Source organism: Bacillus cereus group sp. BfR-BA-01382 (assembly GCF_022663475.1).
Lineage (GTDB): Bacteria > Bacillota > Bacilli > Bacillales > Bacillaceae_G > Bacillus_A > Bacillus_A thuringiensis_S.
Map to the genome: position 1 here is coordinate 1 of NZ_JAKUFQ010000061.1, position 16,399 is coordinate 16,399.

Below are 16,399 nucleotides of genomic sequence, written 5' to 3' on the forward strand. Positions count from 1 at the left end.
CCACTTCTTCTGATTCTGCAATCACTTCTACTTCTTTTAGCTCTTCTGTTTCTGTAATTACTTCTACTTCTTCTGACTCTTCTGCTTCTGCAATTACTTCCACTTCTTCTGATTCTGCAATCACTTCTACTTCTTCTAGCTCTTCTGTTTCTGTAATTACTTCTACTTCTTCTGACTCTTCTGCTTCTGCAATTACTTCCACTTCTTCTGGCTCTTCTGTTTCTGTAATTACTTCCACTTCTTCTGGCTCTTCTGTTTCTGTAATTACTTCCACTTCTTCTGGCTCTTCTGGTATTTCCACAATGATTGTTTCTGCAAGTTTTTCTTCTGCTTTGACAATCACTGATTCTTCTGGAGCTTGCTTTTCCACTTCAATAGTAGGTTGTTTTATTTCTGTATTACGTTTAATTTCTTCTGATAATATTGTATCCTCGTGCTCTACTTTAGAAGCCACTAATTCTTCTTGTAGATTGTTTTCGTTTAACACCACTACATCTTTTTCTAGCTTAGCACTTTCCATCTGCTCAGCTACTGTTTTATGAAGTAATTCATCCGCTGAAACTTCCTGCGGTGTACTCATTCCTTGAATCACTTCTTTTTCTTCTACTAAAGGCTCTTGGCGTTCGATTTCATAACCGTTTTTCTCTAGCCATTGATCAACAACTGATTTTTCTTGCTTTTTATCCTGTTGACCAACCGATTCATGACTAGGCGAAGAAGACGTTGCTTGCCCTTCTGAGAAATCTGATAATGTATATCCTTTTTTCTCTAACCATGCATCAACAACTGCTTTGCCCTCTACAGATATTTCAAGATCTTCTCTTTCTTTTACTTCCTCCTGCTTTTCAACCTTTTTCTCTACTGAAGGACGATTATATCCATAAATTGGCGAAATCATTTCTGTTGGACGAAATGGTCTACGGTTACTCTCTTGCGAAGGTGCAGATGCCTTTTTAACGACAGCCTCTCGCACCGGTTCATATTGTACTTCCGGTTCTTCATATGTAGAAACTACCTTTTCCACATACGGTCGTCTGCTTCTTTCCACCTGTATTCCTCTTTGAGCAGTCGGTTCTTCATATGTTACTCCTTGAACAGGTTGTTCTTCGAAGTGATCTACTTCTCTTTCATCCTCTTCATCGAACCCATTATCCGGTACTAAAGGAAAACGGCATTTACCTGCATTCCTACTTGCCATTTGTGCTTCTCTTGCTTCAGTGTAGTGGTTTACACGAGGAATTTTCGGCTGACTTTCAATTTGCTTTTGTACTTCTTTATTCAACGCTGTTTGTTCTTCCTCTTTGTTAAACAACTTTTTCATCCAATCTAACATGCTTACCACTCTTTCTACTAAATAGTAACATCCTTTATTGTATCAGCATTCGGCAAAAAGTGCAGGTAAAATTAAGCATGTCATATTTATCCACAATATTCTAATTTACGAGTGTTTCATATGGAAAAACGCAGCCTTTCATGTAAGACTGCGCTTAAGCTTTACGCTTCCGATATGCATCTATACTATCCGTTACACTTTGCAATAAAGAATTTACATACTGCGGGTCAGATAATTTTTTATCTTCTTCAAGATTTGACATAAACCCAAGTTCTAATAGTACACCAGGTACTTTGGACCAATTAAATCCAGAAAGATCATCCCTGAATTTAATTCCATTTACTTTCACTTGCTGGTTCTCCCTCATTTTATTTACAATCATTTGAGAGATTTGAAGGCTTTCCGCATAAATCTCTTTCGTATGCGGACTGTCTTCTGCTGGCGTCAATACAGCAAATCCACTTTGGTTTGGATTTTCAGAACCATCTGCATGAAGACGTAAAAATAAATTTGCCTTATGATTGTTTGCGAATGTCGCCCGTTCTTTATTACTTATATCAACGTCTTGTGACGTTCTCGTCATTAATACTTGCATTCCCTTCGCTTCTAACTTTTCTTTTAATACGAAAGCCATTTCTAATACAAGTACGGCCTCTCTTTTTTTCGTCACAACACCAGTTGTACCATCTGTGACTTTATATTTTTGTGTTGTTGCCCCTGGCCCAATCGGCTCTAAATTTAAATTCGCTTTTTGTTGATGCCCTGGATCAATAACGACGAGAAACTTCTCTTGTTTTTCATTACTCTCTACTTTTTGTTCATTATTTTGCACTGGTTGCTCAGTTGGCGGCACCGTTGTAGTTTCTTCTTTCTTTTCCTCGGCTGATACTTCCTCTTGCCTATGTTCTACTTGCTCATTCGTTTGAATTACTTGCGATTCTTCGTTCTTTTCTTGTTCTTGCTGCTTTTCTACCGGTGCGTCTTCTTTGGTATCTTTGTTTTTCTCTTGTATAGAAGATGTAGTTTCTTTTTTCGGCTGCTCTTGTGAACAACCGGCCATATATATTCCAATGAATACAATCATGCTCATTATTTTTATATACTTCATACTTCATACTTCTCTCCCATCACTTTGCACCGGATTCAAAGTTTTTCTTATAATTGCCCTATAATCTCATCCATATTTCCAATATAAACTGGCTGCCATGTTTCTGTACCACGTTCTGCAGTATAAACTGGATAAGCGTCATCATCTATATTTACGAAAACTGGATCGCCCATATCCGTTTCATATCCAATTGCAATCCATCCTTCTTGCCACTTTCCGTTTTCTTCACTTATTAATGAATTTTTATGTTTATCATATCGGTAACCGATTTGTCCTTTTTCTAATTCACTTTCACTAAACACATATATTTCATAAGTACCTAGCTCAACATCTTGCTGTTTTGAAGTTTCAATTCGTTTTAGAAGTTCTGCGATTTTTGGTTGTTGTTTCATACGCCTATCCCCTTCTGTTTTTCTAAATTTTAACTAGTTTGTTTATAAAATACAATATAGATTTTAAGACAAAAGGTGACACCTTTATCATATTTACGATTTTTTGAGTATATCTATCACAACTCTCAATATATTAACGATTCAACACGAAATTTCGACTTACCAACAAAAATGACAAAAAAGAGAGGCTGCCCAAAAGGACAACCTCTCTTTTCTTATATCAATTAAAATTTAAACTCTTGTCCAACTTCAAAGCTATCTTCTAATACAAGAATACCTTTTTCTTGTGGAGCGTCTGGAAGCTCTAATTCACGTGCAGAGCAGATCATTCCAGAAGAAGGAACACCGCGAAGTTCAGCCGGTTTAATTAACATACCGCTTGGCATTACAGCGCCGATTTTCGCAACGACAACTTTTTGTCCTGCATCAACGTTTGGTGCACCACATACGATTTGTAATGTTTCTGTACCGATTTCTACTTTACAGATGTTTAGCTTATCAGCATTTGGATGTTTCTCTTTTTCAGCTACATAGCCTACAACAAATTTCGGAGAAAGATCTGCTTCTACTGTTTCTTCAAAGCCATTCTTCGCTAAAACTTCGTTGATTTTCTCTACAAGCTCTTTCGTTAATGTAAGGTTTCCTGTTTCTTTTACTTCTAAGTAAGAAGATGCATTAAAGATGTTGAATCCTCCCGTTACGTTGCTTTCACGATCATAAACGCGTGCAACATCTCCTTTGCGATCAAAAGTACGGTTCTCTAAAGTAATATCTTGTAAGGCAACAATTAAAGTGTCACCAATTCCTTCAAGGTTGTAAAAAACGTTCACTTCGTTCATCCTTTCTCTTTTCCATCTGTCTTCTTCCGATTTTTCGCTAAAATAAAGATTGGTTCAAATTCTCCATCTTCATATACGAATGAAAGTGATGTAATCGGAACATGCCCTTCGGCAAAAAATTTCATTGTCATTTGTGCAATAATATCATAACCGATTTCGTTGACGATATCAGCAATAATTAATACATCTTGGTGAGGAACAGCAACAACCATGTCACCAGAAATCTTTTCACGCATCGATTGTAGTAACGATTCGTTTAAAATACGAGTCGCGTCATACCCATCATTTGTGTTTAAAAAGTAGAATGTATTACCCGCTACTGTGTCTTGTTTAAATTCATAACCTAATGAGCGTGCGTTGAATAATGCCATTTCACGCACTTGCTGTTCTGTAAGTTCTAATTTTTGTAACAGACGTTCATCAATTAGTCGATACGTTTTATTCGAATCTAACGCATAGTAAATACGTGTTTCCGCCGTATGATCCGTCATAATAAACGGATTTCCTTCTTCTGCTTGTTTCGGGAAAGAAGTAGAACGAATAACAGGTAAAATTTTTGCTCCGCTATTTTCTTCTTTATGCATCGCAATTAGCGCTTCTTGTACGTAATAAGCAACTTCTTCAATTGCCTTTTCTTTGTTCACTTCCCATTTTGCTACAACTCCTGGAAGTGATACGTTAATACCTTTTTTCGAGTCTTTCTGTTCTATACGTAGAACCTCTTTCTCGCTATCATACTGAAAGTCCCACTCTGGACGAGATAATTTCTTCATTAACTCGTCTTTCATCTTTTTACTTGTCATCTTCATCTCTTTTTCCTCCCTTCCAAAAAAATAACCTCCCCCGCGAAGGTAGAGGTTGTTTTACAATTCAATTGGCAAATTGCCTTATTTTAAACCTTCAATGAACTCTTCGATTTGTTCTTGTGTTTTACGATCTTTGTTTACATAGCGACCAGTTTCTTCACCTTTATTGTACGCTACAAAGCTCGGAATGCCAAATACGTCTAATTTTACACATAGATCAATAAACTCATCACGATCTACATAGTAAAATGAGAAATCACTATATTTCTCTTCTACTTCTGGCATAAATGGGTCTACAAAACGGCAGTCTGGGCACCATTCTGCTGAGAACATAAAGACTACATTCTCTTCATTTTTTAATTGTTGGAATTGCTCCATGCTTTCTAATGACTTCATCTATATTTCCTCCTCTAACGAGTGCATTTTTCATGTTATAATCTTTCTTTTATACTACCATACATCGCGCATGGTGCAAGGTTTATGCTTGCTTTTTGTCATACTTATATTGCCCAACAAGTAACTTAACAACGTGTACAAATAATTCCGTGCGATCAACATAATCATCTGTAAAAATACCAATCGCTCCTTCGTGACTACGAATATCTTTTCTATGTACAAACTCTTCCATCACTTCACTTAACTCCTTGCCATCTTCAAGAGGTGCTAAAAAATCGTCTGGTAACGTAATACGCGCTCCTCCAGCCACGAATACTTTCCCATCACTTGTTGCTAGCGCGCCCCAGTTACACATAAATAAACCGTGCTCCGTTTTCATCACACCGCCTTCTAGCCCAATACCAATTGGAGCTTCTCCTTCCTCTAGCGCTCGCTTCGCTCTATTAATCGCTCCTTGCATCGTCTCTTCATCTGAAAACGGCTGGTTTGCTACTCCTGAAGGAACAGAAAGAGATGTAATTGTAGCATCTTTCCAAACCTTCTCCACAGCACCAACTTTCGTTTTATTCTTCGATCCAACTACTACTTTCATTTCGTTCACCTCTATAAAAATTCATCATTCTATTCTAATATCCGCATCAGATACGAATTAAGTATCAACCACTACCACATATCACCAAGTCATCTATTCAGCCTAAAAAAGAAGGTTTTTTCTAGCAACATTACCGTCTTCGAAAACAAAAACAGCCTTCCTCTCACTTCCTACTTGGAGTCTTCATACATCATTCGAACACCAATTAAGCACTGACCGCTCCCAATCATCGCTGGGTCATCTATTCAACCTAAAAAAAGAAGGGTTTTTCGCCCTTCTTCTCTACGCGTTATTCTTAATTGTCTCTAACGTCGTTTTATCTGTTGTTCTTACAAGCTTCGTAATTAATTCTTTCGCCGCTGCATAATCATCAACATGTAAAATTGAAGCATGTGTATGAATGTAGCGTGCACAAACACCAATTACTGCTGATGGGATACCAGAGTTACTTGTATGTACACGGCCCGCATCTGTACCACCTTGTGAAATAAAGTATTGGTACGGAATGTTGTTTGTTTCTGCTGTATCTAAAATGAATTCGCGCATTCCTCTATGTGTTACCATCGTGCGATCGTAAATACGAAGAAGAGCACCTTTTCCTAATTGACCGAACTGCGTTTTGTCACCAGATGCATCGTTTGCTGGACTTGCATCAAGCGCATAAAAAATGTCTGGTTGAATCATATTTGCAGCTGTTTGCGCTCCGCGAAGGCCTACTTCTTCTTGTACAGTAGCACCAGAATATAATGTATTTGGTAATGTTTCATCTTTTAATTCTTTTAACAATTCGATTGCAAGACCACATCCGTAACGGTTGTCCCAAGCTTTCGCCATAATTTTCTTCTCATTTGCCATCGGTGTGAATGGGCAAATCGGCACGATTTGTTGTCCTGGTTTTACACCAATTTCAATCGCATCTTCATAACTATCTGCACCTATATCAATTAACATATTTTTTATATCCATCGGTTTTGCACGTTGCGCGTCACTTAATAAATGAGGAGGAATAGAACCAACAACCCCAATAACAGGACCATTCTTCGTCATAACTTGTACACGCTGTGCTAATAAAACTTGGCTCCACCAGCCGCCTAACGTTTGAAAACGAAGCATTCCATTTTTCGTAATTTGTGTAACCATGAAACCTACTTCATCCATATGACCTGCTACAAGAACACGCGGGCCAGTTTCGTCCCCTTTTTTCAGACCAAATACGCTACCTAAACCGTCTTGTACAATTTCATCCGCATATTTGCTTAATTCTTGTTTCATAAAACGGCGTACATCATGTTCAAAACCTGATGCCCCCTGTAATTCTGTTAACGTACGAAATAATTGTAATGTCTCTTTATTCACGAAGTCCCCTTCTTTCAAACCTTAGTAGAATACCTCTTTTATTGTAACGAAATTTTCGAAATGTTTCTAGTTTCTTCTTTTTTAACTGTATTTGCTTTATAATTATTATTGGTACACTATTTTTATTTTATAGAATTGAGGTGAATATATGAGTTGGAAAGGTTTAGTAGCAGGTCTTGGCGTTGGGTTCGCAGCTGGTTATCTCGTTGCAAACAAAGTACAAGAACAATCCCATATTTCTTCAGAAAAAGCATTGAAAATGGTGAAACAAGCATTAAGTCATAAAGGTGAAATTACTGGCTCTTGGGTACATATGGTTCCAGAGACATTTGAAAAATATGATGTCGCATATGAAGTTTATCGCGGCGGTCTTACAACAATGTTAGATGATATACAAGAACGATTTGAATTTTTAGTTGATGCTAAAACAGGTACTGTTTTAGAAGTTATAGCAGCATAAAAAGGAGGGTTCCCATTAGGTGAACCTCTTATTTTTTTGAAATTGTGGGTATTGATTAAAATTATATCAGCGATTTTCCGAATATATCGACTTACCGACAAAATCCGATAATAAAAAAGAAGCTGCTCCAACAAATATGATGGAACAATCTCCTCTTTTTAAGCTTCTATACTCGTTTTCCGTTCTATTTTTTCTACAATATGTCCTTCCTCATTCCACTTCACAGCACGATAATATGCGTCATGATAAAACGTAAACCACGCCTCTTTTTCAGCACCATACTTCATCCACTTTTGCTTATTTTCAATCGAAGTCATCGGATAATCATCGTATGCCATTACCCATAATACATTTTGATGCGCGTGTGTCGGCAATAGGTCTGCTAAATGTAGCATCGTTTCTCCTTGACTCTCCAAAGCGATAACTGCATGTCCATCGCTATGACCACCGGTATGCGTCATCTTGATTTCATCTGTAATTTCTATTTCTTGCTGGAACGTAACAACTTGATCTACAATTGGCTCCCAATTTTCCTTCCAATATGTATTACGTGATCTAATGTTTGGATTCCTCATTTCATTCCACTCTGTTTCACTTACGTAAACTTTCGCATTTGGAAATGCCGGTACAAGGTGATCATCTTCCCATTTTGTTAGACCAGATGCATGATCAAAATGAAGGTGTGTCATTAAAACATATTGAATATCTTCAGGCTTTAATCCCTGTTTTTCTAACGATTCATAAACCGATGATTCTTCTGTTACACCTTGATTTCGTTTCATCTTCTCATTCAACTTACCGTTTCCTATTCCTGAATCAATGAGCATATTTCCATCTTTCGTTTGTAATAGTAACGGATCTGTTCGTAAGTAAATATGATTTGTGTCATTATGTGTATATTTACGTGACCAAAGTACTTTCGGCACAACACCAAACATTGCCCCTCCATCTAAATGTGTATTCCCGCCTTTTAACCACGTTACTTTTATATCTCCAATTTGTAACTGTTCCATTACACATCCCCCTTTTAATTAATCTTAACATAAAATTCTGATTATTTTAGGCATAAAAAAACCTATGCATTACTGCATAGGCTCTGTACGATATTTTGCTTCAACTCGGTAAATACGATGACCCTTACTAGAGAATTTCTCTTCGTATTCAGTCATGATGTTACCTTCAAAGTCGCTGTTATGAAGATCTAAGCTTAAGTACGTTAGTAACATACCATACTCAGCCATACTCATAAGAGAATATTCAAATAAACCTTGGTTATCTGTTTTAAAATGAATTTCTCCCCCTTCTACTAACACTTCTTCATAATTACGTAAAAACGTTTTATACGTTAAACGACGCTTCGTATGACGCTTCTTTGGCCATGGATCTGAGAAGTTTAAATAAACGCGATCAATCTCACCTTTTGCAAAGAAAACTGTTAAATCTTCAGCATCTTTATTAATTAACTTTAAGTTCGGCACTTCTTCTTCAATTAATTTATCAAGTGCATCTACAACAACACTTGTGAATTTTTCAATTCCAATATAATTAATATGTGGATTCGCTTTTGCCATATCATACATAAAGCGGCCACGACCTGTACCTACTTCAATATGAATTGGTTGTTCATTTCCAAATACTTCTTTCCAGTTACCAGCGCGCTCCTCTGGGTTTCCGATTACGATATGTGAATACTCGTTAATTCGATCCATTGCATATGGTTTATGTCTTAAACGCATAGATGTCTCCCTCTCTTTACAAAACTATTTTAAAGGAATAATTCCTTCTTTCTTTTTTTAATCAATCTACCAAACAAAAAACCAAGTACGTACGAGCACTCGGTCCGTTTCTTTCAAGTATAAGATGTACCATTTTGATAAAAACTACATACAGCATTAAACATTCCATGACGAAACAGCTTTTTCTCTTACATTTGAAGAGAAAAACAATCGAAAGGATGATCCGTTCATGCCAATTAATCAACAACATCAATTAGAAGTGCTGAAAGATATTTTAGTCAACCACCAAAGTGATTGCTGCGGGACAGTTTCAGAATGCGAGCAATTAGAGCGCCTCATTCAATCGTTACTCGCAAACGATAATATAAGTAGTGACGCTAAAACAATGCTAAACGATGTATATTCTTATAGTCAATCGGGTAAATCTTCCTCTAATTTGGACAACCATATTTCCAATAATCAAGAACAACTTACTCAGTGGATTGCTGGAATGGACAATTTTTCTTAAGTATTATTCTGAAGCAAGTAGTTGCTGTAAATATTGATGCCAATATTCAGCTTCTGCTTGCTGTTTTTTTGTTGTATGCCATTGAATAGACAAAATCGTTTGTGCTATCACATACCATCTCATACGCCTAAGCAGCGATTCATCCATTTCAATATCATAAAAACCGAGCCACTCACTCCACTCCTGGCGCGGAATGTACCAATATAATAACATACCAAGGTCTAGAGCCGGGTCAGCAATTACAGCTCCATCCCAATCAATTAGAAACAACTCATCTTCATCCGACAATATCCAATTGTTATGGTTTACATCACAATGGCATACAACAAATTCATTGTATTCAATAGCTTTTAATGAACCCATTAAATATTGAAGGCCTTGCTGAATTGTTTCATCATCCCTTATATCTCCTCTTAAAACGAGTTGCAGTTGTTGTAATAACTCTTGTGCGTGAAGCGGCTGCTTCCCAAGTCTTTGAATCATCTGTACAAGCGCTTTAGAGGAGTGTATTTTCTTCAAAAGTTTCGCAACACGTTCTAGTTTCATATCCTCTGGCTCTAGCTTCTGTCCCGGAAGCCATTTTTGAGCAGAAATTACATCACCATTCGTTACCCTTCTTGTCCAAAGTAATTTTGGAACAATTCCTTCTGCTGACAATACCGCTAAAAAGGGCGATGTATTCCGCTTTAAAAATAACTTCTGTTGTCCGTTTTGCGCAATATATGCATCGCCCGTTACTCCACCAGCCGGTACAAGACTCCACTCTTTTCCTAATAATTGTTCCAACCATTCCATATTCATTACCCGTTAACAAATCCTTATCTTTTATAGTTATGAAAAGAAAAACCGCAACATTTCTACACATGTTGTGGATTCATATATTTTACTGTAAATGAAAAGAAAAATTAGCCTAGGCCAAAAATCCTCTATTTTATTTTACAAAACCTGTCATAGAATGACAACTTATCAAAATCGTCACCTTTGTCAATTCTACATTTATTACATTCTCATCGTCAAGTAGCGATTTGTCACATTATCGTCAATATATACGTGCTAATTGGAGCGAGCCTAAGTTCCTTTCCTCTAAATGAAGAAATTGGATCTATTTTCGCTTCGTTTTCGTTTACTAACACATGCCACGTTTCTTCTTTCGGAAGTTGCACCGTTTTAGCTTCTAAACCGCTATTAAATAAAACGACAATCTCTTTCCACGGTCCAAACGATTTTACATTTTGCAGGTGGTATGCAAGTACTTCTGTAGATGTTTGTAAAAAAGTCATATGTTTTTTTATAAGGTCTGCGTTTTGTAATCGGAATGCCCCATGCTCTTTACGAATCGCAATTAAACCTTTTATATAGTTAACAGTCTCTATCTCTTTCTCTTTTTGATCCCAATCTAATTGATTAATCTCATCATTTGCATTATAACTATTTTCATTTCCTTTCTTCGTACGATAAAACTCTTGTCCTGCATGTAAGAAAGGAATGCCTTGTGAAAGAATAACCATTGCGCTCGCTAGCAGGTGACGTTTTTTCAAAATCGCTTCTGATTCTTCATTACTGCGCACTAGTTTATCCCACATCGTCATATTATCATGACATTCTACATAATTAATGCTTTGCGCCGGCTCTAGAAACAGCCCTGTTTCTTTCATACTTAAAAGACTTCCTGCTGCAATATACTGCAAATGATTACAGTCTACAGACCCACCAAATGCAAAACCACGCTTGTTTATATGAAATGTACTCCCTTTTATCCCATCACGAAATTGATCATTAAACTGCGCAATATGCGGCATGTTCTTCGCATTATTTAACGTTGCTTTTTCTTTGGCAGGAAGTGGTGTTTGTAAATCCCATCCTTCTCCTAATAATAAAGCATCTCGTTTTATGTTTCGTACTTCTTTTTCTATCACATTCATTGTATCAACATCTAAAATTCCCATTAAGTCGAATCGGAATCCATCGACATTGTATTCAGTAAGCCAATATAAAATAGACTCTACAATGAATTTCCTCATCATTTTCCGTTCAGACGCTATATCATTTCCGACTCCCGTCCCATTAGAAGGCATACCATCTTCACCATGACGAAAATAATAGCCTGGAACAAGCTTTTCAAATGATGATAGCTCTCTTTCATAAACATGATTATATACAACGTCTATGATCACCCTAATACCTTGTTCATGAAATGTTTCAATTAGTTGTTTGCACTCAACTATCCTGTTATACGGATCAGAGGGATTTGTAGCATAAAATCCTGTTGGTGCATTGTAATATAATGGATTATACCCCCAATTATAGGCGGACGAAGGATTCGCCTCATCTACACCACCGAAACAATATAAAGGTAATAGTTCAACATGTGTAACACCTAAATCTTTTATATGAGACAACCCTGTTAACGTCCCGTTCCGTCCCGTTGTTCCCTCTTCCATCAATCCTTTATATGTTCCCTTTTGACTCACTCCACTATTTTGATGTATAGTCGCATCACGAATATGCAGTTCATACAATATGGCATCTGTCATTGATTGTAATGGTGGTAATCCCTCTCGTCTTGTTACACTCGTTTTTTCTAAATCGATAACAACACCGTGTTTGCCGTTTACCGTCACCGACTTTGCATAAGGATCCACAGCTTCGTTCCATATTAAATTAATACAAACAAGAAATGTATAGCATGCTCCGTCTAAATCCCCTTGTAATGTTTGAATCCAAACTCCGTTTTCTTCTCTGTACATTTCATGATCGGTATATTCTTTATCACTCTTATAAATTCTTACTTTCGCAAGCCTTGCGGTTGGAGCCCATACTTTAAATGTCGTTTCTTCTTTTTGATACACAGCACCTAAATCTGTACCTTCGTAATAATGCTTTTCATCGAAAATTGTTGTTCGAATAACAGCACCTATTTGTAAATCCGTTTCTTCATTCCGTTCATCTCGTACTGTATAATACTTCCCCACATCTAGCGGCTCTTCTATAAAGCACTCATACTTCGTTGCATCTGGAAGTGCAATAGTATGAGCAATCGGTAAATCTTTCACATTACTTCCTTCTTGCAAACGAAATGTCCGACTTGTTCCATACGCATGTGGGAGCAAAATTGTAATTTTATTCATTTCATCTAAATAGGCATCAAATGGACGTTTTACTTTCAACATAAAAAAATCACCATCATTCTCAAAGTTAAAATAAAGTGAAACTTTAATGAGCGAGAAAATTTTCCCATCCTCACTTATTATTAGCCTTCACCAATCAGGCGAGATAAAATGAGCTGCAAATGATAAGGCTTTTCTTATCAACAAGACTCTATACAGTAACTCCATTCTTCTCTATAGTATATTCACCTGCATAAAAAACGTTTTCAACATTCTATTTTTGTAATTTTATTTCAGCAATCGATTTATACTTCGGGGTTTCTTTCACGTGGGATTCGTATAAAGTAATTGTATCTGCTTGAAATGATATTTCAGGCACTTCTTTTATACTTTCTAAATGAAACTTTTCTTCTCCTATCCATTTACGAGCAACAGTAATATGCGGATGATACGGGCGTGTTTCTAGAGAAAAACCATTTTCTTCACAAATGGCATGTACTTGCTTTTGTAACTGAAACAAATCATGATTCTCACTTACCTTCGCCCAAAGAATACGGGGCTGATCTTCCCTACCAAACGTTGAAAAACCTTGTAACGTGAACGATAGTTCTTTTGTTTTTATAAGTGTTTGTAATCCATTCTTTATCCCTTTTAACTGTTCTTCTGTCGCACCTCCTAAAAAGGAAAGGGTAATATGATAATCTTCCTTATGTACCCACGAGCGAAATGGTAATTTCTCATTCGTATCCTCTTTATAGTTAGACAGCACTTCTTTTATATGATTTGGTAACGTAATTGCGACAAAATAATGCCTATCCATGTACACCGTCTCCTTCTTTCTATTGTTGCTTTTCTTTCTTATCTCATTCAATTAAAAAGAAGCCGCCCTCTAAAGTAGAGAGCGGTCATTATTCATATATCGGCGATTAAAGTTTCACTTTACTTCGCTAATTCATGAATTGCTTGCGCATAAATTGCTGTTGCTTTTAATAAGTCTTCAATTTCAATGTACTCATCTTTTTGATGCGCAAGTTCTTCCTTTCCAGGGAATAGCGGTCCAAATGCCACACCAGCTTTTAATGAACGAGCATAAGTACCTCCGCCAATTGCTAATAGTTCTGCTTTTTCACCTGTTTGTTCTTCATATACACGTTGTAACGTACGAATTAATACGTGGTCTTTATCAACGTGATGCGGGCGTGAATTAGAATAGTCAGCTACTTCAAATCCATGCGTACCAACATACTCTTTCAACTTCGCAATTGTTTCTTCAAAGTTAGTTGTAACTGGGTAACGTACGTTTAGCCCTAAGTTACCACCGTTTTCTTTCGTATAAGAAAGGCGACCAACATTCACTGTTAACGGACCGCTAATTTCATCTTTATAAGCAATAGTAGCTTTTTCACCCAAAATATCACCAGTAAATGTTTCTGTTGCAAATGTCGCAAATGCAGTTGCTTTTCCATCAAGTGAAACTGTAGTCAAGAAGTTTGCTAATAATAAACCTGCATTTTCTCCTTTTTCAGGAGTAGATCCGTGCGCTGAAATTCCTTTTATTTGCAACGTCACTGTATTACCTTCTATAGTCGATTCCCCTATTTTTTTAGCAGTTTGTAAATACTCTTCATATGCTACTGTAAGTGCATTTACATCTTCTCCTGTAATAACCGCTTCTGCAAAATCAGGAACCATATTTAAACGTCGCCCTGAATCAAATGAAACAAGTTCATATGTACCTTTTTTCTCTTCACTACCATTTTGCACAACTTGTATATCAGAAATTCCTTTTTCTGCATTAATAATTGGAAAATCTGCATCTGGTGCAAAACCGATTGTTGGCATTTCTTCGTTTTTAAAGTAGTGATCTACACATTTCCAATTGCTTTCTTCATCTGTTCCTATAATCATACGAACACGTTTTGAAAGAGGTAAGCCTAATTCTTTCACAATTTTCATCGCATAATATGCTGCCATCGTTGGGCCTTTATCGTCAATTGCACCACGTGCAAAAATCTTTCCATCGCGAATATCCGCACTATATGCGGGAGTCGTCCAGCCATCTCCTTCTGGTACAACATCAACGTGACAAAGAATACCTACTAATTCTTCTCCTTGTCCCATTTCAAGATGACCTGCATATCCTTCTAAATTTTTAGAAGCAAAACCTTCAGCTTCTCCTTTATGTAACATGAAAGATAGCGCTTTTTCTACCCCTTCACCGAATGGTGCGCCCTCTTTCGCCGATTCTTCTTCCCATACACTTTTAATTTGTAAAAATTGTTGTGTATCACGAATTAAATCATCTTTTCGTTTTGCAACTTCTTCTGTCCAATTAATCGCTGACATCACGCATCCATCCTTCACTATATTATCTCTTTCATCATAGCAAACCGAAATCCCTTATGCCATACACGAAAACTAAATACCGAACAATTGTAATATTTCAGACATTTCTTATTAGTTTTTCTTTTATTTTTTCAAAAAAATTTGCAGGAATTTGGCGTTTTACGTAGAATTTTATGTGTTAGTTGACTGACCATATATACAATGTCAACTACCAATATTTTTCTATATGAATTTTTGTTAAACTTTTGTAAAATTTAAGTAGATTAAAGCATGAATTTTATCATGTAGAGTACAATGGTAGTAACGACCTTCTTTCCTGAATGGGGTCAAAAAAACTAGTAGAGGAGTGGTTTTCTCTTGAAACCTACAACTACTCGTATGCTAACACGCATTAAATCAATTTATATGTACATCAATGAAAACGGAACGGTAACGACGAAAGACCTTGTAGATGAGTTCGGGATCACACCGCGAACGATACAACGTGATCTAAATGTGTTGCAGTTTAATGAACTCGTGTATAGCCCTTGCCGCGGTAAGTGGACAACAACAGGAAAGAAAGTGAGAATGACCTCATAACGAAAAATAATTGTATGTAAATAAATACATACCCCTTTCTAACTATTAGAAAGGGGTTTTTTCTGTACCTATAAAGGTACTACTTTTCAGTATCTACTTGATATGTTCTTAACATTTCTACTTCTTCATCTGTTAGCTCTCGGTATTGTCCAAGTTCTAGTTCTTCATCTAATACTAACGGACCCATCTCTGTTCTCTTTAGGTAGACTACTTTTTTCCCTACCGCTTCAAACATACGCTTCACTTGATGGAATTTCCCTTCCGTAATCACAAGCTCAATTTCAGAAATATCATCGCTTTTCAATATTGTAAGCGCACCTGGCTTTGTTTCATAGCCATCGTCTAAAATAACACCTTTAGCAAACTCTTTTACATCCTCTTCTGTTACTACTCCTGCAACGTGTGCATAATATTTTTTCGGCACATGCTTTTTCGGAGATAATAATTGATGTGATAACTTCCCATCATTTGTTATCAATAAGAAACCTTCCGTATCGATATCAAGTCGTCCAACTGGGAACGGATCAAAGATTGCATCTTCTAATTCTAATAAATCTATTACTGTTTCATGATTATCATCTTCCGTCGCTGAAATAACACCTTGTGGTTTATGCATCATTAAGTAAACAAACTCTTTGTATTCCACAACTTCACCGTGAATCATAACTTCTTGCTCTTCTACATTTACATGAACTTTCGCATCTTTTACTGGCGTTCCATCAATTTTCACAACGCCATCTTTCAATAATTTCTTTACTTCTTTTCTACTTCCATATCCCATATTCGCTAATAATTTATCTAATCTCACGTTTTTCACCTTCTTTATTTATCATAGAAAAGG

17 protein-coding genes and 1 pseudogene are annotated in these 16,399 nt (G+C 36.7%); 3 read left to right on the forward strand and 15 right to left on the reverse strand.

Annotation, left to right across the window (positions count from 1 at the left end):
* From MR160_RS21235 to MR160_RS21270, 8 genes and pseudogenes are all read right to left on the reverse strand, one after another.
* Nucleotides 1-1,333 (reverse strand): annotated as a pseudogene (locus MR160_RS21235) (DNA translocase FtsK); the annotation flags it as partial.
* 154 nt (nt 1,334-1,487) lie between these two features.
* Entirely contained in the window at nt 1,488-2,441 is a 954-nt protein-coding gene (locus tag MR160_RS21240) for an N-acetylmuramoyl-L-alanine amidase (protein WP_044783339.1), read from the reverse strand.
* A gap of 47 nt (nt 2,442-2,488) precedes the next feature.
* Nucleotides 2,489-2,833 carry a hypothetical protein gene (locus MR160_RS21245; protein WP_000813350.1) on the reverse strand — a complete coding sequence of 115 codons (345 nt, stop codon included), beginning with the start codon at nt 2,831-2,833 and terminating at the stop codon, nt 2,489-2,491.
* Between the two features lie 224 nt (nt 2,834-3,057).
* On the reverse strand, nt 3,058-3,672 hold the full coding sequence (ytpR, locus tag MR160_RS21250) for a YtpR family tRNA-binding protein (protein WP_001006776.1): 615 nt from the start codon (nt 3,670-3,672) through the stop codon (nt 3,058-3,060).
* The gene (locus tag MR160_RS21255) at nt 3,669-4,481 is read right to left on the reverse strand and encodes a DUF1444 domain-containing protein (protein WP_000784606.1); all 813 of its coding nucleotides are present in this window, start codon (nt 4,479-4,481) and stop codon (nt 3,669-3,671) included. The genes ytpR and MR160_RS21255 overlap by 4 nt, the downstream gene beginning before the upstream one ends.
* A gap of 78 nt (nt 4,482-4,559) precedes the next feature.
* Nucleotides 4,560-4,874 (reverse strand): thioredoxin family protein, encoded by a 315-nt coding sequence (locus MR160_RS21260; RefSeq protein ID WP_000838193.1) that lies wholly within the window; start codon nt 4,872-4,874, stop codon nt 4,560-4,562.
* 82 nt (nt 4,875-4,956) lie between these two features.
* Nucleotides 4,957-5,466 (reverse strand): DUF84 family protein, encoded by a 510-nt coding sequence (locus tag MR160_RS21265; RefSeq protein WP_000869954.1) that lies wholly within the window; start codon nt 5,464-5,466, stop codon nt 4,957-4,959.
* A 282-nt stretch (nt 5,467-5,748) separates the two neighbouring features.
* Nucleotides 5,749-6,822, reverse strand: a complete 1,074-nt coding sequence (locus tag MR160_RS21270) for a M42 family metallopeptidase (protein WP_001031517.1) — start codon at nt 6,820-6,822, stop codon at nt 5,749-5,751.
* A 148-nt stretch (nt 6,823-6,970) separates the two neighbouring features.
* Between MR160_RS21270 and MR160_RS21275 the strand changes: the two genes are divergently transcribed.
* Nucleotides 6,971-7,282, forward strand: a complete 312-nt coding sequence (locus MR160_RS21275) for a PepSY domain-containing protein (RefSeq protein ID WP_000118541.1) — start codon at nt 6,971-6,973, stop codon at nt 7,280-7,282.
* A gap of 158 nt (nt 7,283-7,440) precedes the next feature.
* Here MR160_RS21275 and MR160_RS21280 read toward each other — a convergent pair whose 3' ends face one another.
* Nucleotides 7,441-8,295: a YtnP family quorum-quenching lactonase gene (locus MR160_RS21280; protein ID WP_000436876.1), complete on the reverse strand. Its 855-nt coding sequence runs from the start codon at nt 8,293-8,295 to the stop codon at nt 7,441-7,443.
* Nucleotides 8,296-8,364: 69 nt separating this feature from the next.
* Complete coding sequence (gene trmB / locus MR160_RS21285; RefSeq protein ID WP_001239383.1) at nt 8,365-9,018, reverse strand: tRNA (guanosine(46)-N7)-methyltransferase TrmB; 654 nt, start codon at nt 9,016-9,018, stop codon at nt 8,365-8,367.
* A gap of 229 nt (nt 9,019-9,247) precedes the next feature.
* Here trmB and MR160_RS21290 point away from each other — a divergent pair, with 229 nt between their 5' ends.
* The gene (locus MR160_RS21290; RefSeq protein ID WP_001122235.1) at nt 9,248-9,526 is read left to right on the forward strand and encodes a YtzH-like family protein; all 279 of its coding nucleotides are present in this window, start codon (nt 9,248-9,250) and stop codon (nt 9,524-9,526) included.
* A gap of 3 nt (nt 9,527-9,529) precedes the next feature.
* Here MR160_RS21290 and MR160_RS21295 read toward each other — a convergent pair whose 3' ends face one another.
* From MR160_RS21295 to pepV, 4 genes are all read right to left on the reverse strand, one after another.
* Nucleotides 9,530-10,327 carry a phosphotransferase family protein gene (locus MR160_RS21295; RefSeq protein WP_002081999.1) on the reverse strand — a complete coding sequence of 266 codons (798 nt, stop codon included), beginning with the start codon at nt 10,325-10,327 and terminating at the stop codon, nt 9,530-9,532.
* A 227-nt stretch (nt 10,328-10,554) separates the two neighbouring features.
* The gene (gene pulA / locus MR160_RS21300) at nt 10,555-12,696 is read right to left on the reverse strand and encodes a type I pullulanase (RefSeq protein WP_000921756.1); all 2,142 of its coding nucleotides are present in this window, start codon (nt 12,694-12,696) and stop codon (nt 10,555-10,557) included.
* 211 nt (nt 12,697-12,907) lie between these two features.
* Nucleotides 12,908-13,453: an RNA 2',3'-cyclic phosphodiesterase gene (thpR, locus tag MR160_RS21305; protein ID WP_000373845.1), complete on the reverse strand. Its 546-nt coding sequence runs from the start codon at nt 13,451-13,453 to the stop codon at nt 12,908-12,910.
* Nucleotides 13,454-13,572: 119 nt separating this feature from the next.
* The gene (pepV, locus tag MR160_RS21310) at nt 13,573-14,979 is read right to left on the reverse strand and encodes a dipeptidase PepV (protein ID WP_001274235.1); all 1,407 of its coding nucleotides are present in this window, start codon (nt 14,977-14,979) and stop codon (nt 13,573-13,575) included.
* A 357-nt stretch (nt 14,980-15,336) separates the two neighbouring features.
* Here pepV and MR160_RS21315 point away from each other — a divergent pair, with 357 nt between their 5' ends.
* Nucleotides 15,337-15,558: a DeoR family transcriptional regulator gene (locus MR160_RS21315; protein WP_000805512.1), complete on the forward strand. Its 222-nt coding sequence runs from the start codon at nt 15,337-15,339 to the stop codon at nt 15,556-15,558.
* A 79-nt stretch (nt 15,559-15,637) separates the two neighbouring features.
* Here MR160_RS21315 and MR160_RS21320 read toward each other — a convergent pair whose 3' ends face one another.
* Nucleotides 15,638-16,366: a pseudouridine synthase gene (locus MR160_RS21320; protein WP_001234948.1), complete on the reverse strand. Its 729-nt coding sequence runs from the start codon at nt 16,364-16,366 to the stop codon at nt 15,638-15,640.
* Nucleotides 16,367-16,399 lie beyond the last annotated feature (33 nt).

Coding starts and splice junctions, on each gene's coding strand:
- ytpR (WP_001006776.1), bottom strand. CDS start 3,672: ATGAACGAAGTGAACGTTTTTTACAACCTTGAAGGAATTGGTGACACT.
- MR160_RS21280 (WP_000436876.1), bottom strand. CDS start 8,295: ATGGAACAGTTACAAATTGGAGATATAAAAGTAACGTGGTTAAAAGGC.
- pulA (WP_000921756.1), bottom strand. CDS start 12,696: ATGTTGAAAGTAAAACGTCCATTTGATGCCTATTTAGATGAAATGAAT.
- MR160_RS21295 (WP_002081999.1), bottom strand. CDS start 10,327: ATGAATATGGAATGGTTGGAACAATTATTAGGAAAAGAGTGGAGTCTT.
- MR160_RS21290 (WP_001122235.1), top strand. CDS start 9,248: ATGCCAATTAATCAACAACATCAATTAGAAGTGCTGAAAGATATTTTA.
- MR160_RS21255 (WP_000784606.1), bottom strand. CDS start 4,481: ATGAAGATGACAAGTAAAAAGATGAAAGACGAGTTAATGAAGAAATTA.
- MR160_RS21260 (WP_000838193.1), bottom strand. CDS start 4,874: ATGAAGTCATTAGAAAGCATGGAGCAATTCCAACAATTAAAAAATGAA.
- MR160_RS21275 (WP_000118541.1), top strand. CDS start 6,971: ATGAGTTGGAAAGGTTTAGTAGCAGGTCTTGGCGTTGGGTTCGCAGCT.
- thpR (WP_000373845.1), bottom strand. CDS start 13,453: ATGGATAGGCATTATTTTGTCGCAATTACGTTACCAAATCATATAAAA.
- MR160_RS21240 (WP_044783339.1), bottom strand. CDS start 2,441: ATGAAGTATATAAAAATAATGAGCATGATTGTATTCATTGGAATATAT.
- MR160_RS21265 (WP_000869954.1), bottom strand. CDS start 5,466: ATGAAAGTAGTAGTTGGATCGAAGAATAAAACGAAAGTTGGTGCTGTG.
- pepV (WP_001274235.1), bottom strand. CDS start 14,979: ATGTCAGCGATTAATTGGACAGAAGAAGTTGCAAAACGAAAAGATGAT.
- MR160_RS21245 (WP_000813350.1), bottom strand. CDS start 2,833: ATGAAACAACAACCAAAAATCGCAGAACTTCTAAAACGAATTGAAACT.
- trmB (WP_001239383.1), bottom strand. CDS start 9,018: ATGCGTTTAAGACATAAACCATATGCAATGGATCGAATTAACGAGTAT.